Raw genomic sequence first — 23,409 nt, forward strand, 5'->3', positions numbered from 1 at the left:
AAGGCTCTCTGATGACGAATGCAAAACATGTTTTTACCAAATCCGGACTTCTTCTCCTGAGTATAATTCTGCTATTTCAGGCGTGTGGTGAAGAGCCGGAACATATCACTGAAGTGGATTTCGATAACGTTGAATTTGCCCACTTTGTAGAGCGTGAGTTTCCCTTCATCACCACCTCCATGATGATGCGCCATGAAGAGGAGTGGTTCATTGAAAATAATATCGCAGCCCGATGTATTGCGCTGATTCTCGGCGAAGAGTCCTACGCCTGTTTTGATACCGATATGCTTCGCTGGGCGGCCGCCTGGACCGGAGATTTTGTGCCGATGGAAGGCGTTTCACACCGGTCCTATCCCGATTATCTCGGACGAAATGATGTGATGGTGGAACTGCCGGGAACTCCGAAACTTGTCACCGGTCAGTATCCCGGATGGAATGCAGGTGAACCTCTGTTTGATGATCCGCGTCAGCCCGCACCTCATCCGGATGAACCTTCCTGGGGAGCCATGCCGCAGGAAATGGGCCGCTGGAACGGAATCTACGTCACCGATGAGGGGCCCGTTCTCTCCTACTCCATCGGGCAGACCGAAATCCTGGAGTATCCCGGAAGTATAGAATCCGACGGTGAAACCGTATTCACACGAACGTTCCGAATCGAAGCCCCTCAGGAACCGCTCTCACTCAAGTCAGGTGAATTTTCTGATATCACGGAAGTTGAATCCATTGAAAATCGGCTGACCATCACGCATCAAAACGAAAACGATCAAACCGTTTTTGCTCTGACCGGCACGACTGAGAACGCAGAACTGAACCTTATTGACGAGAGATATGCTGTCGTGCAGATTCCGGCGTCCGGCGAAACAGTTGAATTTACGCTGCTCACAAGTCGCGGCAACAACGGTACGGCTGACCGGGTGAATCAGGCCGGGGAATCTGATTTCACCCTGCCGAATTACAATGAAGGGGGATCAAATCTCTGGCCTGATGATGTCTATACCCGGGGCAAAACCGCACCGGACACCTCAGCTTACGTGGTGGATGAATTCACGCTGCCAATTCCCAATCCCTGGAACCGAAATGTGCGTGTTGTAGATATTGACTTTTTTGATGACGGCCGTGCGGCGATTGTTACATTTGAAGGAGATGTCTGGATTGTGGATGGCATCAGCCGCGATCTTCAAAGCGTAAAATGGAACCGGTTTGCTTCCGGCCTCTACGAAACGCAGAGCATTGAGATTGTGGATGGCGAAATCTACACCTACGGAAAAGATGGCATTGTACGTTTGCATGATCTGAATGGAAATGGCTCAGCCGATTATTACGAAAATTTCTCAAACCTGATGGCGCAATCGATCGAAACCCGCGAATGGGCCAGTGACTTTGTAGCAAAACCCGGCGGCGGATTTTATGTTGCCAAAGGTGCCGCACTCGATATGGGCCCAAGAGCATTAACGGCTCCTGTGGAACGTGGCATTCGCGCCGGATCGCAGCATAGCGGCGTAATTCTTGAGATATCGGAAGATGGGCGCAATGCGAATGTGATTGCCAGCGGTTTTCGCGGCCCATACCTGGGCATTCACCCTGAAACCGGATTTTTAACTGCATCCGACCAGGAAGGTCATCACGTACCCTCCACACCGATTCTCACTATAAATGAGACTGACTTTTTCGGAGTAAACGCCACTGCTCATCGTGATGAAATTCCGGAAATCACACCGCCGCTTCTTTGGATTCCTCATAACGTGGATCGATCCGGTATCAGCCAGACCTGGATTACAAGTGACCAGATGGGACCACTAAGCGGAGATTTGGTTCACATGTCCTACGGACGACCCGGTCTCTTCCGCGTGTTGATCGACAGCACAGATTCCGGTGCTCAGGGCGGTGTTACGGTAATTCCCGGCCACTATCCTGTTCCCACCATGAAAGGCAGGGTTCACCCGTCTGATGGCCAGCTTTATGTTGGCGGATTTACTCTGTGGGGAACGAACTCCGACGGAATGACCGGCCTTCTGAGATTGCGATATACCGGCCAGCCATCCTATATTCCGGAAAGTTTTAGTGTTCGTGAAGAGGGAATTTTCCTTCGATTTGACCAGGAACTGGACGAGGAGGCTGTTGCCGATATCTCAGGTTATCGTGCAGAGCGCTGGAACTATCTGCGAACCGAACAATACGGATCGGGGCACTACCAGCTTGACGGATCTCCGGGACAGGAACTGCTTCCGGTTTTTTCCGCTCACCTGTCGGATGATCGAAAAGGAATTTTTCTCGCGATCCCTACCATCGAAGTCGCCGAACAGATGCAGCTAACCTACCGGTTGAAAGCATCTGACGGCCACGAATTTGAAGATGATTTCTGGTTTTCGGTTCATCATGTAGAGCCGGCTGATTTTGAATCGAAAGGATTCAGCGGGATAGAGAAAGATGAGCTTTTTACCGATGCATCCGCATGGGAAGCGCTCGACGATTCCGGTGAGCCGGTCACCGCAGAACGCGGGAAAGTTCTCTTCGAACGATCCGGCTGCATGGGATGCCATACGGTTGACGGCAGCACAGGCACCGGTGTCGGGCCCACAATGAAAGGACTGATCGGCAAAGAGCGCGAATTTCAGGACGGAACTTCAACGGTGGCAGATGTGGAATATATCCGCCAAACAATTCTCCATCCAAACGAACAAATACTTGAAGGGTATGATGAGGGCATGCCATCCTTTCTCGGAATTCTGTCGGATGATGAGATCGATTCAATTGTGCTCTATATTCAATCGCTTGATGAGTAGTCCAGATTCAGTTTTTAATCCATTACTCCCCCACCGGGGAAAACATAGATTCGGTCTTTGTTCTTCTTTTTATCTTTTTTTGACAGGCAAGCTTCCCCCTCATCAATCACCCGGCAGATTTGATTGACCGGGTGGATAAAAGGGCTAAGACTGATTTCGTATTGAACTCAGGTTATTAAGTTGTATCGCGCTCCTTACTAAATTTCAACCAGCGGTTAACCGATTTGACCATTACTTTTGATCATTCCTGTCGTGGTTTACCGTTGTAGGAGGCGGGCCAACATATGAAGGCTTCATTCCTCCAAAGTCAATCATAATTTTCTCAACACTTACAGATGGATCTGTTCCCCACAGCTTGAAACGATAGGTGCCAGGTCCAAGATCCAGCTGCCCGGTTCCAATCAGACGGTTATCCAGTACATTATCCGTCCATGACTGCTCCATATCGAAGGTAATCCATTGAGGATTCTCATCACCAATACTTATAGCGCATCGCAGTTCCTGGGAACCATTCAGGGGATAGGCCGGGACAGCCTCCACAATGACCTCGGCAGATCCACCCTCGGTTACAACAATTTCATAGTCGAGTACAGGAGATTCCTGACGCACTTGTGACAAGTCTTCGACATACCACCTGCTCATCGGTTCCAGAAGCATGGCGGAACCACTTCGTCCTAATCCGGTTAGAGAGCTCCATGAAGCCGCACGCCCACCTTTTTTTTGATTGTACTCACTTGCCGGCATAGAAATCACACCATTAGACTCTACGAAGGCGTTTGACGGGACATTTAATTTTTGATTAAACACAGAAACGGCTACACGGTAGCGCTGTTCCCCGTTGGTAATTTCTATATGGCCATCTATCTCTTTACCTGCAGGTGCTTCATCATATCGAATCGTAACCCAGATCCGCTCGGATCCACCATTCAATGATCCCTCCTGTTCGCTCAGTTCAATCCAGGGGTCGCTGGTTGTTGCCGACCATGCTTCCGATTCTTGTCCCCGGTTAAAAATATCGATAAAATGGCGCTGTTGAGTGTAGCGACTAAATGTGGGGAGACGATTTGTGTCTGTAAACCGGGGGGAGAGCTGCCGTGATTCCTGCACGAAATCGACACCGTACAGTTTCGCTCCATCTTTATGCGGATGAATCGTCAATGTGTTCCGGCCGGGATTCAAAACAAAATCATTCACCCTAAGCTGCTGTATCCTCCCAACGGCACCATCCGTCCTGACCGGTTCATGGTCATTGAGGGTAACCCACCAGGTATCGCTGTTTTCATCCGGGTGATCGACCGATAAATTCAGTGTATGAGTTCCACCGGGCTTGTCATCGACATAAAATTCAAACACCGCTTTTGTGGGACTGTCCACCTCGTAGGGAATGACATCATATGAGTTGGGGCCGGGTATTGTTAGATTTGTTTCCGCTTTCGGCCATCCCAAAAATGTCCCGGCCGAATCTTCCCCGGTCGTAAGCTCTCCAAAAATGTCGGCTTCCGAAGCGCTCATTACGATTTTCGATTCCCGTGTTGTAATATCCGGCAGAGTGCCATCCAGCGGTTGCAGCGGATCAGACTCTCCTTCAATAGCCACACCCAACCCACGAACATTTCCCGTTTCAATACGCGTAGTAATCGGTTCAAAAAATACTGAAGAGCCTTTTTGATATCCGGGACTGTAATCAACGATATGCTCCCATTTTCCATCGGCAATCTCATGGTTAAAATGGTATGTTAACTGCTGTATTTCCTCAAAAGCTGCAAACGCCAAATCGCTCATCTGGTTTGCTGATGCCCGGCCCTGTTTGGCGTATTCTCTGCTTTTATAAGCATACAGCCATTTTTCATTCATGGCAGCGGCGCCGGCAATGGGATAATAGACCAGCTGAAAGTAGGTATCCGAGACTTCTTCGGGAATCTCTTCAGAGAGTTTTTTTGCCCGATCATGCAGATTCTGGTAGCTGATAATCCGCCGCTCCACTTCATCATTGTAATGCCATAAGCTGTACAGCGGATCCTGAACAGGCGGCCAACCGGCCCATTGCGATTCATTGAACCCCATAAATTCCGGCTTCCGTTCGGTGGCAAGCCGGTAATACTCCAACATCAGCTCAGCTATCTCTTCCCCATGCTGTTGCGAAATATCGCGCGAGGCAACAGTATCAAAAAAGGCACTTATGTTTTCGATAGTCCATGAATCGATATCCCAGGCCAGGTCCATGAAGAATTCGGTCTCCCATTCACGTCGTTTCAAATCCCCGACATTGGCAATCCATATTTCATTCATATTGTTTAGCCAGGCGCGGGTCATTTCACGCCAAACCAGAGAGGGTGATGTGGGGGATAACCACAGATAGGGATGGGGCGCGCCAAGATATGACAGATGATAATAGACTCCTGCACCCCCAGAACGCTGCTGTTCGGCCTGGTTAGAAAAACGCCTGATATATCCATGGTTATCATTGGGCCATATAATGGTAATATCTTCCGGGATATCTAATCCATTTTCATAAATCTCGAGCACCTCTTTATATGGGGTAAACGATTGCGGAACTTCGGACACATCTTCATTTATAAACTGACTCAGAAGCCCCCTCTGATCCGAAATTATCTTTTCGAGCGCGTCTACTGCCTCTTCCATGGATCCTACACCTTCCATCCCGGTATCATGAACACCGCGCATACCTACCGTGTAGATGGCGCCCATCCCCTCGCTCTGCTTCACCCGCTCCTTCCAATACTCGTTCAGGGTAGCTGCATTGGTTTGATAATTGTAACTCCCCATCACCTCACGATCCCATTCGCCCACATTATTTCGGAGCAACGGCTCGGCGTGGGAGGTTCCTATCACAATTTCCCATTTTTGTGCAGCCTCCGGATTACCGGGGACCTGGAAAAAGGGGATGGTATTCGGGTGCATTGCCGGCCATATCATGTTGGCTTTGAGACGGAGCACCAGTTCAAATATTTTCTCATACGTTTTGGGGCCGATATTACCAACCGACGGGTCAAACGTTTTGGATGCCCAGGGTTCAAGGCCCCATCCTTCGTCATTCAGGAAGATACCCCGGTACTTAACTGAAGGTGATGTGGAGTAGGTATCTTGAGTACTGACCGATAAAGGGTTCTTCTGTTCAACCGGCACATCCGCCCACCAGTACCAGGGCGACACGCCGATCTGTTTAGACAATTCGAAGACTCCATAAGCCATACCTCTTGGGTCGCTGCCGGCAATAAACATCGCCTGGCTGATACCTTCGACAGGTTCAGATTTAAATACCCACCCATACGTCTCCCACTGTCCCGAAAGGCGCGTAGTATCGATATGGCGGCTAATCAGACCGGAACTGATATCGCCAATTATAATTGCATTCCCCTCTACTCCATCCAGGCCTGAATAAATCGACGGTCGATGGCCGGTTACGGCTTCAATATCCTGAGCCAGCAGATGGGCAGCAATGGAATCCAGTGATGAATGCTCAATATCATACACAATCGATATCGCGCCATCCTGGTCTGCAATAGTGAATTGGGCTTCAGCATCCTGGCAACACCAACCCAGCATTCCTAAAAGTAACAACAACCCTATTTTATGATAACTGGCAGGCGGATTAAGTAGTTTGCTATGTTTCATCATATCATCTTTATGATCGAAATAAGTTTTTGACTGTAAATTCAGGTCAAATTATTTGTATAGGATCAGTATATATTTTTTTCTGTCGTTTATATTTGGAAAACGTTTTAACCTGAGTTCAATTGATAAAACCTGAACAACCGGGTCGTGTCGTGAGTAAAGAATAGATTGAGTAATATAGAAGAAAAATATCGGGACAGAAGATCTGTCTGCCCCAACTGCATAGTCATACTTCAGTTCAGCTTGATTACAGTGAAACAAATAGTTTTAACTTAAAACCTGCTCTTTAAAGGTTTCTTTCTGCCAATTCGAGATTTATTAAACTTGAATCTACTCTTTTAAATTAACTCCGAATTAAGCAGTGAAATAAGAAAATCACATCCTTATTAAATGGAATAGAAGTTGTTGTTAAAAAAAACTGTCTATTCCATATAAAAAACTTCTGCTAACGGAACTGTAACCGGGGAGTTATCCGAATTGACCTCCATAATATCACTCATATAATCCCACCATTTCTTCATGATTGGAAGTTCGGGAAGCTGATCAGCACTGTGCTCTTCTTCCAGTTTATGAACGGCAAAAAGAGTGTGTGTGTCTTCATCCAGAAATATCGCGTAGTCGTAAATTCCGGCCTCTTCCAAAGCCTTTTGCAACTCCGGCCAGATTTCATCGTGCCGTTTTTTGTACTCCTCTTCGAAACCGGGCTTCAGTTTCATTTTAAACGCTTTTTGTATCATCTGTTCGGTAGGTATTTTTGTTTATTTGCTTTGGTTCTAACTTATTTGGGCTTAGCCATCCCTTATGAGGCTTGTGATTGAGCAAGTAGTGAGAAAAACTTTTTTTAGAGCTTCAGAACTGGAAGAACTTTTCAGCCATAAAAAGCTCACTTTTTATTACCACGAGGACACGAGAACACGAAGGGATCACGAAGTGTATTCATTTTATTTACAAACCATCGTGATCCTTTGTGCCATCGTGGTTTCGCACCAATTTTTTTTTAAGCTTAATTATTTGTTCGATCCAAAATTTTCCACTTTTTGAAAGTGATAGTTGAATTCTGTTGAGGTCATAGTTAGATATCCCGGTTACAAACAAGCATTCTGTTAAAACTGTTAATTGTAAGATCCATTCTCTTCATCTTCCGGATGCAGCCGCATGATCATGATATCATTTCCTGTATAATAGCTTGAGTTGAACAGGAGCCATTTTCCGTCCGGACTAATGGAGTGGTGGGAATGTGCATCACCCGTAAATGGTCCATTTCCGCTGGGCCGGTGTCCGGTCGTAAGAAGTGTGTTTTCGCCGGTCTCCAGATTTAACCGATAGATATCGCCATCAAAGTTATCTCCCACGGCCCATTTTAAATCGGGGGTGCCGTAGGCATGCCAGTATCCGGAGCCGCCAATCTGACCTTTATTTTCATATTCACCCGTTCGGATGTTTTTCACGTATATCCCGGTTGAACTACTCTCGCGCAGCCGGTCAAGATGTCCCATCATATTGAAAATAACATGATCCGGCCCCATAAATACTTCATGTGTAACCCATTCGTAATCATCCTCTTCATACACCGGCCGTGTTTCGGCTTCACCGTTTTCATCAACAGTCAGCATCCAGATACGCTGCGGAGAATCACCCCGTGTCTCCCAGCTATAAACCATCTCTCCGGAAACCCAACGGTTTGCCTGCAGATGATTGGCCCAGAACGGCACCTCCAGAAGTTTCTGCAGATCTCCTGATTCAAGGTCAACCATATAGAATGTGGAGAGGTCCTGATTATGTCGCGATATAAAGAAGAGCCGATCCTCGTCAGCATCCAGCGCAAAATCGCCGCTCGGGTTCAGATCTTCCGGTAAATCGGTAACAACCCGGTCGTAGGTTGACGGATCACCCACGCTGCCATTTTCACTATCGGCCAGAAGCGTGCCCAGATCCAGTTCAATTAACTGGTTTCCGCGAAAATGATACGCCACATTGGTTTCCCATCCCAGGTGAAGATTATTGCCGTCATCACCGCCGGTAACCTGCACAATTTCAAAATCTTCCAGTGACACCGCGTAGGCATGACCGCTTCCCAGCCGATTGGAGCGAAAAACGATATACCGTTCATCGGGCGTCCAGCTCGGGTGTGTCTGGTAAAATGTGGAGTTGGAGTAGCGCGCCGTGGTGAGAGAAGTAACCTCAAAACCGGTCACCTTATCCTCGTGGGTCAGATGCTCTGATGCAAAACGCTGTCCAACCTCGTCGGTTTGGGTGAGATCAAATGTCTCATTGAGATGGCTGCGATCGGAGTAGTCCACGCCATGGATCACCTGGGCGCCGGCCGATTGACATAGAAAAAATATCATGAGTAGAAATGGTGTAAAAAACAGGCGATAAGATTGCATGGAGTCAGGTTTTCTATTAAAGTTTGGTTGATCCGGTTAATTGAGGACCGTAACTCAATAGAGCCGTTCCGATTGGATTTCTACTGTAAAAACAAAGCGTACAGAAAGGTACCTGAGGGTCAGGAACCTTTGAACGATTTGATATTGCTGATGATCCCATCCACAAGCTCTGTCCGTGCTTCCACACTTGCCCATGTGATGTGAGGAGTCATGATGATTTTTTCCCTGTTTTTTACTCTCAGCAGAGGATTATCGGGATTGATCGGTTCCTGTTCGAAAACATCCAGTCCTGCTCCGGCAATTTGGTCATCGTCCAGTGCTTGCGCCAGGTCGGACTCGTTTACAATTCCTCCCCGCCCGGTATTGATCAGCAGCGCGGATGGTTTCATCTGTTTCAGCTCCTCGTAACGGATTAGATTTTCGGTGTTTTCATTCAGCGGCGCATGAATTGATAGGATATCAGACGTTTCCAGAAGTTCCTCCAGATCAAGCCGAAGATAGGGCTGATCTGTGTTTTTTCCGGATGTTGAATAGTATGCCACTTCCGCCCCAAACGCTTCTGCGATGCCCGCAACTCTCTGACCAATATTTCCAAGCCCGATGATGCCAAACCGTTTGTTTTTCAGTTCCGTATAGCTGAATTCAAGATTCGTAAAAATATCGCTCTTTGAGTAGCCCCCGCTTTTGATGTATTGATCGTAACCGCGCAGATTATACTGAAGGTGAAGAATCATGGCGAATGTTCCCTGCGCTACGCTGTCTGATGCATAGCCGGCCACATTTTTTACCTGAACACCGCTATTCTCAGCCGCTTCCCGGTCGATGTTATTCATGCCAGTTGCCGCTACACAGATTAATTTGAGATGATTCGCATTCCAGATGATTTCTTCATCCAGCACAACTTTGTTGGTGATTACAACATCTGCATCCTGAATTCTTTCCGCAGTTTCTTCGGGCTTCGTAACCTCAAATGATTTGAACTCCCCCAGTTTTTTCAGGTCATCCAGGTTCGGTACATCGCCAATGGTTTTGATGTCCAGAAATACGATTTTCATCTTTGCTTGATTTGTAGCGTTTAGAGAAATTTTAATTCTCAATATAATAAAAGCAACTTAGTGATGATATATCACAACTTTTTCAGGTCGGAAGTTTGGGTTTCTATCCGCTGTTTAATTATGATTGACTGGCTTAGAAAGGTCTTTGCAAAACCAGAAATTTTGTTCTGCGTTAAGTTAAATAGAGGTCGAAACTTGCAGTCCAGCCCAAACGGGATAAAATTTTCAACTAAACGATAATGAAGCCATTGCATAAAAGACCGGCCCTGTTAATCCTCTAAAACCGATGTGTGTAAGAAAGTTTCACTGTTCCGCTTCTTTGAAGTGTATTAAAACGGGAATCATCTTCGAGCCAGTTGTGATTGTACACCAGGAAAAGGTCAGATCCCGGCGTGATAATCCACCGGAGGCGATTATTGGTAGCAAGCAGCTGGCTGAGGTTGTCGTATTGGACGGTGGTTGTTATAAACAGCGACGTTGTAAAATCGAGGTTGGCAGTGAAACGAAACAGGTCGGCTGAGAAATTCCCTTCATCCAGTCTCACATCGGTTCGAATATATTCAGGATTAAACTCAATCCCGGTGATCGGCCTTATTGAAAGCTCCGCCCCATACTGGGATCGTGTACCCGACCAAAATCCTCCCGTTTCATATTCAAGCTCCAGGGCCACCGCTCTGTATGAAGCCGTTTCAAACTCAGCGTTGATATACCAGTTTACGTACTCATCGGGCGGGATGATAATAGATCCATCCCGGCGGATATCAAACGGTTCAACCAGCCATTCAAAATTTCTGGTTACTTCAAAAGAAAGCTGGTCATCGCTCATGAAATCAATTTCAAAAAGCGTCAGCCTCAGGTCTTGTGTAAGTAAGTTAAAATCGAGATCCATCAGGTGCTCGTACCATATACCCCATTCTACCTGCCTGATCAGATCACTCCCGGAAAATTGGGGCGAATAGCTGATTTGCGGGTTTAACCTGCGAAATGCATTTCTTTGGGTGAACCCGACTGCCGGATCAAATGCATTGCCAAATTCCCTGTAGGAAACAAGTCCCGACCAGGGCTGATTGGGAAAGTTGAGCCGGATACCTCTTGTTGAACGATCCCACATATCTGTCTGATCATCACCTGCAAGCGGAGAATTATGATAGACAAAGAAGGCTTGAAACTGGAGGTTTTTATTACCCATAAATTCAGATGTACCCAGCTCAAGATCTGCTCCAAAAGTATGCCGGCTCTGGAAATCCGCAGTGAGATTTTCACCTGAAATAGCTGATCGCCGGGTATAAATCACCCCTACCGTACTTTCACGACCAAGGTTTCTTTTTATTCTTGCCACAGAGAAATTTTCTGAGTCCAGATCATCAGTTCCGCCGGTGTTAACGTGGAGCAGTGCCAGGTTATAATCTCCGGTATTGCCTAGCAAACGGGTACCAAAATTGATAGGTACAGGCTGCCCGCCTTCGAGTCCAATTCTACGGCTGAAAAACGGAAAAACACGGCTTGCAGGTGCAAATTCGTAGATATTGGATCCCTCCAGAAAGAAGTCCCGCCGTTCCGGGAACATCAGCGGAAACCTTGTCAGATTTACCTGGCGCTGGTCTACCTCTGCCTCGGCAAAGTCGGTATTAACCGTAACGGAAGCACGCAACCTGGGCGTTATGCTGTAATTTACATCAAATCCCCCGTCAATATTGGTTGCTCTGTTTGTTTCGCCGGTGAATCTTTCTTCATTTCCGTTAAAGACTCCAAACGGCACAACTTCAAGCCCCAATCCTTGCGACATACCGGATAGACCCGTGAGTACTCCCGCATTTTGGGGTCTGTCAATCCCCTGGCTGCGCAAATGTCCGGACCAAAGGGATGTTTCACTTTTCCGCCGCACTACCCGCATAAAATTGATGCCCCATCGGTCGCTGTCTGGATTAAAATTAAATGTCCGAAAAGGGATGCGAATCTCGGCCGACCATCCAAAATCACCGATAACAGCCCGGGCATCCCAAATACCGTCCCAGTTTAAATTAATCGAGCTTCCCTGGCCTGTTGTGATGAGACCATCGGTTCGGAGTCCGTTCGGGTTTATTTCCATAAAGTAAGCACTCCGCTGGTCATCAAATGTGTCGATAATCCACGTAAATCGTTCATCGGCAACCAGGCGGGAATCCCTGCGCCTTTGCGTGGCTTTAATCCCGGCGGGATCACTATCAAACAGTATTACAGCGATGTAGAGATATTCACTATCGTAGGCAATTCTGACTTCGGTATTCTCTGTAGCCGGTGCACCCTCGCTGGGTTCTTGCTGTAGAAAATCGGTAGCAGGTTCAATCTGGTTCCAAAATTCTTCGTCGACTCTGCCATCAAACCGAAAATGGTCAGAGGATTCAAGCTGATACGCCCTGATTTCTTTTCTCTCCTGGTTGTTTTGTGCATCGGCTTTCGTTAAATCGAGAGCACCAAAAATGATAATGGCTAAAACTTGTGATAGAATTATTTTAGACGACCACAATACCATAATCATTTTATTCATTCTCAATCCCCATACAGATAAATAAATTTTTTTCGATGTATTCTTTAATATAGGTGCCACTATTTTACTGAGCTACACACTTACAATACAGGACATATACCCGTTTTCAGAGTTATCAAAATGGCAAGCGATTGATGGTGTATATTCAATTTTAAATAATGTCTATATACATTAATCAATCAATTGAAAAAAATAAAATAAATCACAAAATATATACCTACGTGCAATTAATTTTTGTGCTATTTTGCTTCAGTCATTTTATCTGAGTTCGATTCCTAAATTATAACCTTACAAATTTCCACTCTGAAAAGTGTTCTACTTTAGGGAACACGAAGACGTTTGTAATAACGGCAGAAAAGAATAGTTCTGGCAATCACTTTATACAACCAGTTACGCTTAACGTTAAAGAGCTGAATCGTTCTTGAAAAAACACAATGTTGTGATGAATGGTGCGGGAATACACCTATAAATGTGACCTTAATCTGAATTAAGAATGGGCTTGCCAACCAGATCAATCACCACCCTTTCTAACTCATTATTTTATACCATAGATAGAGTAGGTTATCCGACAATATTATGCGTTATAGTGTAGCTGATTGCAATAAAACCCTACCCTCAGGAAGATTTTATTTTTGGCAAAATTGTCTTTACCCCTATGGATGCCATTCGATCTCTCAGTTTTTCAAGCATCTTTTCATTTTGATAGGTTCCAACAATTGCGCCTCCGGACCCTGCAAACTTTGCGCTTACCCCGCAGGCTCTCGCTACCTGAATCATCTCAACCTGCCAATTGGGCAATTTTGAAATACTTTGTCGCAGATCAAAATTCTCATTGATCAGATCCGATAGCAGGTCGAAATCTATTGTCACAAGCGCTTCTCTTCCCTCCTCCGCTATCTCTGCAAAGCGATTCATCGCATCAACTACAATTTGTTCACCTCTCAAAACCCGTCCACGTATATCATTATGATAAACTTCAGTAGGTTCACTCAGTCCATCATGATAAGCTACATAGATATTTGGTAACTGATCAGGGTTCAGGTGTTCGTATTTGTACGTTTTAAATCCGTCTGATAGATTCTCAGCAGATTGATTGAAGTCCATGTATACGAGGCCTTCATAAACCTGTATCACCCGGTCCTGTAGTCCGGCAGAAATACCAAGTTCTTCCTGTTCAACTGTTAAAACAAATGTGGGTTGTGCCTGAAGAGGAATCTTCACATCATAAAATTCCATCAGGCACCTCAGGGTAGCAACAATTATGGAACTTGATCCTGCCAAGCCTACCTGGCGCGGTATATCAGAAGAATAACGGATAGAAAAATTCTGGTCATGAAGCTCAATATCACGTTCCCGGCAATATTCAACAAATCTCTTTATAGTCGCCTTTACAAGCCGGATGCCGCCGTAATAACCGTGTAGTTTTACATCGTTGGCGAGATCCCTGACCGATCTGAACCGTGCGCGATCTTGTTCTGCCAGTACGATTTCAACGCTATCCCATTCATATAGAACAACTTCAGCCGAAAAGTTTTGCACGATAAACGATATCGTCTTTCCGTGATATCCATCAGAAGGATTACCTAAAAAACCTGCTCTGGCGTACGCTTTGTTACGAAGGATCTTCATTGATTATTTGTTGTAAATATTCCCGTAGTTCCGGACCAAAATTTTTGTCGGCAAGTGCAAATTCTGTAAAAGCGCGAAAATAGGATCCAAAATTGCCAATATCGTACCGTTTTTCACTCTTTTTTAAGCGCACACCATAAACCGTACCGCCGTTTTGAATGAGTAAACGGATGGCATCAGTGAGCTGAATCTCATTACCGGCACCTGGTTTCGTATTTTTTAACGCATCAAAAATGGATGGAGATAATACATAGCGCGCTGCAACCGCCAGGTTACTGGGTGCCTCGTCAACGGGTGGTTTTTCAATAAGGTCATCTATTTCAAAAACGACCCCATTTGAATTTTTTTTCGGTTTAGCAATTCCATATTGAAATACTTCATCTTCAGGCACCTCTTCAAAAGCAATCACGGCATCCGCTTTTTTCTCCCTGAAACAATCTTTCATGGTTTCCACGATTTTACTTTCGGCATGCATTCCAATGATAGAATCACCAAGTGCAACAATGAATGGATTATTTCCTACAAATGGTTCGGCACATAGCACAGCATGACCAAGGCCCAAAAGCTGTCTTTGCCGGGTGTAAAAGTATTGAAGATTTGCGCGCTCGTAAGATAATTCAGACAAGAGATCTTCTTTACCATCTTCCCGAAGTGACTGAGTTAATTCCAGGTTCAGATCGAAATGATTTTCGATGGAAGTTTTTCCGCTGCCGGTAATAAATAACAACCGTTCGACTCCAACTCTGTTCAGTTCTTCAACCACATATTGTACGACGGGCTTTCTGCCTACCGGCAGCATCTCTTTAGGTTGCGATTTGGTTGCCGGCAACAACCGGGTTCCCATGCCAGCAACCGGAACAACCGCTATGTTAATATCACTCAATGATTCGATTTTTTATTATAATTTCAGTATAAGAATGCGTCTAAAATACCATTTGGAGTCATTGGTTCAAAACCTGAATCCGTGAGGAAATATTTTACTTATTCTTCTTTACCCATATATATCGAAGTTGAGTGAGCCTTGCTTCCAATTTCTGCAGGAAATTCAACTTTTGGGAAAAGAGAGAAAATCGATAAATAACTGAATTTAATGAGCTTAAATATCGAAAAAATAAATAAGCCCATCGTTTAAAAATGCCACATTATCCCTAAAGGAATTACGGCATTCCTATATAGTGCGTGTAATTATGCAACCGGGGATTGGGCAGGCTTCTGTCGGGCTCTTCGTAGCTGCCGGCATACTCTTCGCCATTGCCGTAGACGTAGATCCATCGGGCGTTCCAGATCAGCACTTCCGATCTCGGATCTCCCAGGATATCGGCATGCTGTGCACGCTGTGCACGGTTGGGCAGCGAAAGGTCTGGAAACGGAAATTGTGCAACCGTTCCGCCATACCCGTCACGGAGCTCAGGTTTTCTGTCGGCTCCCCTTCTGTATGCCAGGATCAGGTCGCGGTCTTCCTGGTCCCAGTTGCTCATCCTGGAAATGATGGAGAGCCAGCGTTCCGGGCCTTCATCGGTCCGTTCCTCACGCCAAAGTTCTTCACCGTCGTGCGAATATACAATGATCCGGTCCTGCCCTTCAAGGCTTCGGTCTGTTCCGCGGTCGAGTCCGACCACCTCCTTTGTTTCGGTATCCGGACGGAAATTTCCAACAATCATATGCTGTGCATGACGTGTCGGTTCGGTCCACAAAATATCTCCTTCTACATTCAGCACGTTAAATGTTGCGCCTCCGCACGTTGCCACAGCGATCTCCAGGTTACCATCTCCGTTCAGATCTAAAATACCCACTCCATCAGCGTGTCCCGGCAGATCTGCCTCCCAAAGCACCTTGCCATCATGTGCAATCAGAGCATGCCCGATCACTAATTCGTCATATCCGTTTTGCCTCACATCGTGCGGCCACGGATAATGGCCTACTGTTCCTTCATAGGTCCACATCACGCTAAAATCTTCCGGATCGAGTGCCCAGACCTGCGTATACCGCGTTTTCACGACAATATTACCGCGATGACCGTCACCGTTAAAATCGGCAAATGACATCCCGTCACGTGCATCTGAATCCGGAAGCGGGCCGGTTCGGATCAGCTCGCCTGTTCTTCCGTTTAGAATATGAATTTCTTCACCATCGATGTAAACCACCTCCGGATTACCGTCGTTGTTCAGATCGTGCACCTGGATCGGCATATCGTGATAGATCGCTTCGTGCTCCTCGTTCGGCTCACCCAGCGTCCAAAGTATATTTCCCTCGATATCCATGGCGTAAATTGTGCCAACATTCTGCATCTCGCCCGGACGCTGAGCCGCCACAACCATATCCAGTTGGTTATCGCCGGTTAGATCCGCCAGGCGAACTTCGTTCCACCACTCAGAACCGGTTATCTCTTTGAGATCTAATTTTGAGATCAATTCTGCTTCTGATTCAGCTTTGGAATCTGAAGCAGAAAGGTTGGCGGTGCTGATTAGAAAAAGGGTTGTTGAGATAAGGCTAAATAATATAAGCCGGAATCGAACAGTCATAAGTTTGCTCCTTGGGTTGATGGAATTGAATCGGAAGATAAATACCGCCGGCTGAACCATTTTCACTATCAATATTGGCCAGCGGGTTCGCTTTCATAATCTCTTAGAGAAGGCACAACCGCTGATCTACTCTGTTTATTTAGCCTAATTACCTACAAACCAAATCATTTACTTTATAACTGCAGCCGGAGTAAGTAGGAGTCTGCCGTCATATAAAATACCGATTCATCCCCGTTGAAAGCTCCGTTTGATATAAATTCACCGGTTTGAACCTGGCCAAGCGGCGTACCTTCGGGTGAAAATATCCAGAGCCCGCCGGGTCCGGTCGCAAAGATGGTTCCGTTGCTGTGCACTTTCATCCCATCTGGCAGGCCAGGGGCATCGCCTACCCGGTCGGTTGCATCATAAAACACGCGGCCATTTTCAATTCCTCCATCGTCCCGCACATCATAAACCATCCACAGAGCCCGGCTTCCGTCGGAATTGGCTACGTACAGTAAACTTTCATCCGGCGAAAACGCCAGACCGTTCGGGCGGGTGAGCTCGTCGGTCAGCAGTTCAACTTCTCCATCCGGAGCGATGCGAAACACTCCATGAAAATCGAGCTCGCGCGACGGATCGTCCACATAGCCTTCCAGCCCATACGGCGGATCGGTAAAGTAGATACTGCCATCACTGTGCTGAATCACGTCATTCGGGCTGTGAAACCGGTTCCCGTCATAGCGGTCCGCTTTGGTGATAAATTCAGATTCCGGCTGATCGAGCGGGGCATCCATTTCGGCAATTCGGCGATCTCCGTGCTGACATAAGATCAAACGTCCATCGTTACTGATGATCAAACCGTTTGAACCGATTTCACCGCCCCGGCCACTTGTTCCGGTGTATCCTGAGGGTTCCAGATATTCGGTTACACCCTCCTCTTCGGTCCATTTATAAATTGTGTTTTCGGGCACATCAGAAAAGAGGAGAAAACCATGTTCTTCCACCCAAACCGGACCTTCCGACCATGAAAACCCTTCCCCGATAATTTCCGGACGGGCATCTGCATTAAGAATTTCATTCAGCCTCTCGTCCATCACCTCGATTGTTCCCATTGTTTCATAAGAAGATGGTTCTTCTGATGATGGCTCGTCATTACATCCAAAAAGTATTAACATTGCAGGCAGCATCCAGATCATTTTTAGATTCATATTTGTCTTTATTTTTGATGAGCATTAGAAACACGGGTTTGATGTGTCTCTGTTAACCCGCTGTACCTCAGGAATATATTCCGTGAAGATGAATTCTGAAAACCGGATCAGAATTTATTTTTGACACTTAAGCCGGGTTGTAACTGGATTTCAGGCGAGGCACAACTTCTATGTCGATCTGGCGAAACAGTTCGCGGCGATAGTTCCGGGTAGAAAGTCCTGATTCGTTTTGGGTGGTGACGGTTATGACGGCTTCAATCGCCGGTAAAATCATAATGTACTGGCCGCCATTTCCAAACGCATACACCATATCGAGATCATCCGAATAGCGCCGAAACCATAAATAACCGTAATTTTCATACCCGGATGTCCTGCCGGTTACCGGTTCAACGGAGTCCATGATCCATTGAGGTGATATAAGTTGCTCACCGTTGTAAACGCCCATATCCATCATAAGCTGACCAATTTTCACCATATCCCGCCCTCTCATCGCCATGTTGTTTCCGCCAAAATAATATCCCTGCGGATCGCGATCCCAGCCCGCAATGTTAATATTCATCGGGTGAAACAGGTACTTATTGCCAAATTGGAGCGTGCTCATGCCGGTTGCACGGGTGAGAATAACGGAGAGCAGATGCGTGTTGCCGGTACTGTAGGTTCTGTCAACGCCCGCAACTCCCGTAACCCGTCGATTCAGTGCGTATTCGATCCAGTTCGAGCTGGTGACCCATCGCCCATAATGTGCACGGCTGGTTGAGGCGAGGCCGCTCCGCATCGTCAAAAGATCTTCGATTGTGATCGCCTCTTTCACAGAATCCGGATTGGCTTGAAAGTATTCAGGGAAAAATTCACCAATCGGCTGGTGCACACTTTCCAGGTATCCCTTCTCAATCGCAATTCCTACAAGTAGCGAAAGAACGCTTTTGGAGGCTGATTTAATGTTATTTGCCCGGGTTGTACTCATCCTTCGAAAGTATTGCTCTGCAACAAGTTCACCATGCTGGCTAACCAGTATGCTATTGATAGGGCCCAAATCATGAAACCTTGCAACAACTTCCGAAACAGGAGCATCAAATGAAAGAACTGGTTCTGACTCCTTTTCAAATGCAGGGAATTTTTCAAGTACCGAGATATTGTCTTCCTCTGTTTCCGAGACAATCTCAGCCATTTCATCTTCGATCACATCCACATTCGCTGTTATAAATAACGTTGGGATGAAAGCCAGAATCGCAGCAGCAAAAAGTGCCACAAAGATGCTTGTAATAACTTTATTTCTACTCAAAATTTGGTTGTTTTATCTAAAACAGTCTTTTAGGTACAGATTAAAGCGAATCAGCCACATACTCCTGTAAAAAAATAGAGTATATAACCCCGTATGATAACAAATATTATGTATCCGGCTATTCACTCCAAATCAACAATTATCAGTAAAATATTACCAGTTCATTGTCGAAAACGAAGCTTCACCGCCAACTACCGGCAGCGTTAATGTTGTTTGGTCCAGGTCGATGGTCAGTTCGGTTCCCGGTTCCGGCCAGAGCGTATATTCACGGTCGCTTGAAAAAATCATCAGACCGATCTGCTGACCCGCCGGGATGACCTGATCATTCGGCTGAAGATCAAACTCCATCGTGTAAAACGTTCCCGGCTCAAGTGGTTCACTCTCCCAGATTGAGCTGTGATTTTGCGGACTGGCCCAGCCCCGTGTGATAATATTATCTGTGATGTGCGTATTCCGGCCCTCATTCCAGGGCAGGGAAACCATCCAGACAGATAAATTTGCTGCCGGCTTGCTGCTTGCCAGCCGGATAGACACTGTTGCCTCACCGGAGATGTGAACCGGCTCCGTGAGCTCCGGAGTGACATAAATCAGGCGATGATCAGTCCATTCAGCCTGTGCAAGCGCCGATCCTGAAAAAGATACATTATCGACCAGTGTTTCGGTGGCCTCCGAATCCGGCGATGCATTCAGAGTAAGACCGCCCCGTTCCGGAGCTCCCGGCGTGAGGTGGAAGATCACCTCCTCTGCCCCGGGATGCGGGTAATCATCATAAGGTGTAGGATCATCCCTGTCGTCGCCTTCACGCACAATCCACGATCGGGGCATCTCTTCCACACCGTTCTCAACATCGTAAAGATACCGTGTGAACCATTTGTTCATCATTTCATGGGGTGGTTCTCCGCCATGGCCATCCTGGTGGTAGTAGACCATAGATGGTACACCCCGCTCACGCAGCGCATCGTATATGCGGTAACTGTGTTCCGGCATCACATTCCAGTCGTTAAAAGCGTGCGCCATCAGAACAGCCGCCTGCACATTTTCAATTTGGTTGAGATAATCGCGGCCATACCAGAAATCGTTATAATCCCCTGTGATCCGATCCATCCCTTCGGCCATTTCCGTATCGCGAACTGTGCGGTTGTTATATTCGCGCTTCTCTTCATCACCGCTGTGAATAAAATCGTACAAGACATCAATATCTTCACCGAGATAGCCGCCCGGTGAGCGAATCAGCCCGTTTGAACGATAATAATGATAGTAGGATGTATTTGGGGCGATCGGTATGATCGCTTTGAGGCCCTCAACCCCGGTCGTTGCTGCGGCGAGAGGCAGTGTTCCGTTATAGGATGTGCCGGTCATTCCCACAGCGCCGGTGGCCCAGTACGCTTCAACTTTTTCATCGCCATCGGGTGTAGTATAACCGTTAGCGCGACCATTCAGCCAGTCGATCACCGCTTTGGGAGCCAGTGATTCATTTTCACCGCCAACGGTTGGTGCGCCCTGCGAGAGTCCCGTTCCGGGAGATGTGGAATGCACCACGATAAAACCTCTGGGTACCCACGTTTCAATCTGTGAGTTTGATATGATCGGTCTTTGCCCCCTGCGCTGCACTTCCGGACCTTTTTTACGCTCCGGCGGCTCCTCTCCAAGTTCATGGCGCACATCCCAGAAAAAATCGTACGGGGGCTGTGCTGTTCCAGCATAATATGGACTCGTTTCGTAAATCACGGGGAGTTGTAATCCACCGCCTTCTGTCTGAGCAGGACGGGTTACCGATACATGCATTCGATCGGGTTTCCCGTCTCCATCCGTATCAAACTCCGTTTCGACCCAGAGATCGTGGCGAAGCCAGTTTTCGGGATCCTCAAACTCCGGGATAGACTGAGCCTGGCCGTTTTCGATAACGGGCACCGTAATGGTTTGCTGCTGACCCTGCGATAAAACAGCTGTCACTAAAACCAACGTTATCAGTAAACCCGTAAACCGTGCTATTAACTTCATATGTTATGTACTCAGAAAATGGTTCAAGTAATTCAATCCATTAATGTAGTGTATATGGATGAAACAAGTTGTAAATCTCGTCGCTTATCAAAGTAACTTTATGAATATCTTATCTGATTTGCAGAATTCGTAAGCAGTAAATTGTGTTGGTAAAAATAATGGCTGCACTCATATCAATTACTGATAATCAACACTATGGCTGAAAACAATATTAAAGTAATCATCATCGGCGGGGGATTCGGCGGGCTGACGGCTGCACGGTCGCTGACGAACAAGAAAAATATTGAAGTTACCCTGATCGACCGCACGAATCATCACCTGTTTCAGCCTCTTCTTTATCAGGTAGCAACTGCGGCCCTCTCACCCGGCGATATCGCCACTCCTATTCGATCCGTCTTCAAAAATAAGCGAAACATAAACGTGGTGATGGATGAGATCATCCGGGTAGATAAGGAAAAGAGGCGAGTTGCCGGAAAATCGGGAAAGGAGTACGAATATGACTACCTGATTATAGCCACCGGAACCCGGCACTCCTATTTTGGAAATGATGAGTGGGAGAAGCACGCCCCCGGACTGAAGACGCTGAATGATGCTCTCGATATCAGAGAACGTATTCTATGGTCGCTCGAACAAGCTGAAAAAGAGAGCGATCCCGATCTTCGCCAAAAATTCCTAAACTTCGTGATTGTGGGCGGCGGCCCGACCGGTGTTGAGCTGGCGGGGGCTATTGCAGAGATAACAAGAAAAACCGGAATTGACGACTACAAAAATGTTCGGGAAAAGGATATTCACGTTTATCTCATAGAAGGAGAAGACGCCATCTTGAACACTTATCCCGAATCGCTCAGCGAAAGTGCCCGTCAAAAACTGATTGATATGGGCGTTAACGTCTATTTGAACACGATGGTGAGGGATGTGAATGAGGAGGGAGTTCAGGCCGGAAAGCTTTCCATTCCGTCCTCAAACGTCATCTGGGCGGCCGGCAACGAGGGGACTCCCCTGCTGAAGAAACTTAGCTTCGAAACCGACCGGGCGGGACGGGTGAAGGTCAACGCGAACCTGACAACCGAAAATCATCCGGAAATATTTGTAATTGGCGACGCAGCAAACTGCACCGATGCCGATGGGAAACAGGTGCCTGGGATTGCTCCCGGAGCCATGCAGATGGGTAAGTATGTGGCAAAGAAAATCCTCGGGAAAAAAGGGAGTGACGAGGGGTTTGTCTATCTCGACAAGGGGAATATGGCAACCATTGGCCGCGGAAAAGCGATCGCTGAAATTGCCGGTTTTAAATTCAAGGGATTTACCGCCTGGCTGCTCTGGTCGTTCATTCACATCTTCTTCCTGATCGGTTTCAGAAATCGGTTCAGGGTTATGGCCGAGTGGATCTGGTACTATCTGACGTTCAAAGGAAGCTTCCGGTTGATTACCGGCAGGGCTGACTCAAAGTCCAGTGAAAAATGAGTTCAGAACATAACGTTGTATGTTTACTCAAATTCTACCTTCAGTTAATGTACCGGCCTGATTCATCGATTATATTTTCGGCCCGTTAAATGCTATGGATAATACATCTCACTGTAGATTTAGAAAACCGATGAGTGACTAAACTAACCCGTTCAAAACCAAATAGATCCGCTCATATAATTGCAATCGAAATCGTGTAACCGCTTCCCGGATGATGGCGTAATCGAATGTAACCATGAACCTAATCCATACCATTATGATTACCCGATATGCTATCTCAACGATCTTTATTGTGATGATCACTTCCTTTCCTTTGTTTGCCCAGCAGGCAACAGATGGCGTGCAGGAAGAGTATTCACAGAACACAAGAATAATAGTAGAAGAGAAATTTAACTGCTTCCAAAGCCTTCACTGCCTGAAGCGGGAGAACCTCTTCAAAAACAGCAACCTTAATGAAATCAGCCTGAACACACCTCGTCATGATAAATACCTTGTGCAGGGCTCCTCAAAAAATGAGTCTCTTCATGCGGAATATAACAGTGACGGAGAGTTGATCCGGGCAACGGTTGTTCAGCGAAATATCCCGCTGCCAAAAGCCATCTATGCCGCTCTCTCAAACGATTTACCAGAGTGGAGAATTATTGGTAATGAGGTGACAATCGAAAACTTCGACAAGAACCGTATGGAATATAAAGTGATTCTTCAGAATGATACGGATGTACGAATGGAGTATTTCAACAGGAAAGGCGAGCTGCGTTCACCTCTCGCATATTTTGAGTAATCAAGCCCGTATTACTCAAATTCAAAAGGCGAATTCCTTAACCCGGAATTCGCCTTTTTTTTGGCATAAATTGGATCAATTGTAATAAAAATCGGTTTCTGAGTCATCGGGTGAATCAGCCTTAACTGTAAAATCTCAAGTCGATGAAAGGC

General features: G+C 46.6%; 14 protein-coding genes. 3 read left to right on the forward strand and 11 right to left on the reverse strand.

Going from position 1 to position 23,409, the window contains the following annotated elements; genetic code table 11:
• The first annotated feature begins 11 nt into the window (after positions 1-11).
• Positions 12-2,783 (forward strand): cytochrome c, encoded by a 2,772-nt coding sequence (locus tag DYD21_RS17395; protein ID WP_116038282.1) that lies wholly within the window; start codon positions 12-14, stop codon positions 2,781-2,783.
• Between the two features lie 231 nt (positions 2,784-3,014).
• Here the strand turns inward: DYD21_RS17395 and DYD21_RS17400 are convergent, their stop codons facing one another.
• The 11 genes from DYD21_RS17400 to DYD21_RS17455 form a co-directional block, all read right to left on the reverse strand.
• Positions 3,015-6,422 carry a glycosyl hydrolase 115 family protein gene (locus DYD21_RS17400; RefSeq protein WP_116038283.1) on the reverse strand — a complete coding sequence of 1,136 codons (3,408 nt, stop codon included), beginning with the start codon at positions 6,420-6,422 and terminating at the stop codon, positions 3,015-3,017.
• A gap of 419 nt (positions 6,423-6,841) precedes the next feature.
• Positions 6,842-7,156: an L-rhamnose mutarotase gene (rhaM, locus tag DYD21_RS17405; protein ID WP_116038284.1), complete on the reverse strand. Its 315-nt coding sequence runs from the start codon at positions 7,154-7,156 to the stop codon at positions 6,842-6,844.
• Positions 7,157-7,531: 375 nt separating this feature from the next.
• Complete coding sequence (locus DYD21_RS17410) at positions 7,532-8,767, reverse strand: PD40 domain-containing protein (RefSeq protein ID WP_158607350.1); 1,236 nt, start codon at positions 8,765-8,767, stop codon at positions 7,532-7,534.
• Positions 8,768-8,925: 158 nt separating this feature from the next.
• Positions 8,926-9,861 (reverse strand): D-2-hydroxyacid dehydrogenase, encoded by a 936-nt coding sequence (locus DYD21_RS17415; RefSeq protein WP_116038286.1) that lies wholly within the window; start codon positions 9,859-9,861, stop codon positions 8,926-8,928.
• Between the two features lie 277 nt (positions 9,862-10,138).
• Entirely contained in the window at positions 10,139-12,388 is a 2,250-nt protein-coding gene (locus DYD21_RS17425; RefSeq protein ID WP_116038288.1) for a carbohydrate binding family 9 domain-containing protein, read from the reverse strand.
• 615 nt (positions 12,389-13,003) lie between these two features.
• Positions 13,004-14,017 (reverse strand): mevalonate kinase, encoded by a 1,014-nt coding sequence (locus tag DYD21_RS17430; RefSeq protein ID WP_116038289.1) that lies wholly within the window; start codon positions 14,015-14,017, stop codon positions 13,004-13,006.
• Complete coding sequence (locus DYD21_RS17435; protein ID WP_199535586.1) at positions 14,001-14,900, reverse strand: UTP--glucose-1-phosphate uridylyltransferase; 900 nt, start codon at positions 14,898-14,900, stop codon at positions 14,001-14,003. Before DYD21_RS17435 ends, DYD21_RS17430 begins: the two co-directional genes overlap by 17 nt.
• A gap of 274 nt (positions 14,901-15,174) precedes the next feature.
• Positions 15,175-16,539, reverse strand: a complete 1,365-nt coding sequence (locus DYD21_RS17440; RefSeq protein WP_158607351.1) for an FG-GAP-like repeat-containing protein — start codon at positions 16,537-16,539, stop codon at positions 15,175-15,177.
• 173 nt (positions 16,540-16,712) lie between these two features.
• Positions 16,713-17,729, reverse strand: a complete 1,017-nt coding sequence (locus DYD21_RS17445; RefSeq protein WP_199535587.1) for an SMP-30/gluconolactonase/LRE family protein — start codon at positions 17,727-17,729, stop codon at positions 16,713-16,715.
• A gap of 127 nt (positions 17,730-17,856) precedes the next feature.
• On the reverse strand, positions 17,857-19,011 hold the full coding sequence (locus DYD21_RS17450) for a serine hydrolase (protein WP_116038291.1): 1,155 nt from the start codon (positions 19,009-19,011) through the stop codon (positions 17,857-17,859).
• Positions 19,012-19,164: 153 nt separating this feature from the next.
• Positions 19,165-21,012, reverse strand: a complete 1,848-nt coding sequence (locus DYD21_RS17455; protein ID WP_116038292.1) for a Xaa-Pro dipeptidyl-peptidase — start codon at positions 21,010-21,012, stop codon at positions 19,165-19,167.
• 195 nt (positions 21,013-21,207) lie between these two features.
• Here DYD21_RS17455 and DYD21_RS17460 point away from each other — a divergent pair, with 195 nt between their 5' ends.
• Complete coding sequence (locus DYD21_RS17460) at positions 21,208-22,476, forward strand: NAD(P)/FAD-dependent oxidoreductase (RefSeq protein WP_116038293.1); 1,269 nt, start codon at positions 21,208-21,210, stop codon at positions 22,474-22,476.
• A gap of 256 nt (positions 22,477-22,732) precedes the next feature.
• On the forward strand, positions 22,733-23,257 hold the full coding sequence (locus DYD21_RS17465; RefSeq protein WP_116038294.1) for a hypothetical protein: 525 nt from the start codon (positions 22,733-22,735) through the stop codon (positions 23,255-23,257).
• Positions 23,258-23,409 lie beyond the last annotated feature (152 nt).

It is taken from the genome of Rhodohalobacter sp. SW132, assembly GCF_003390325.1.
Taxonomy (GTDB): Bacteria; Bacteroidota; Rhodothermia; order Balneolales; family Balneolaceae; genus SW132.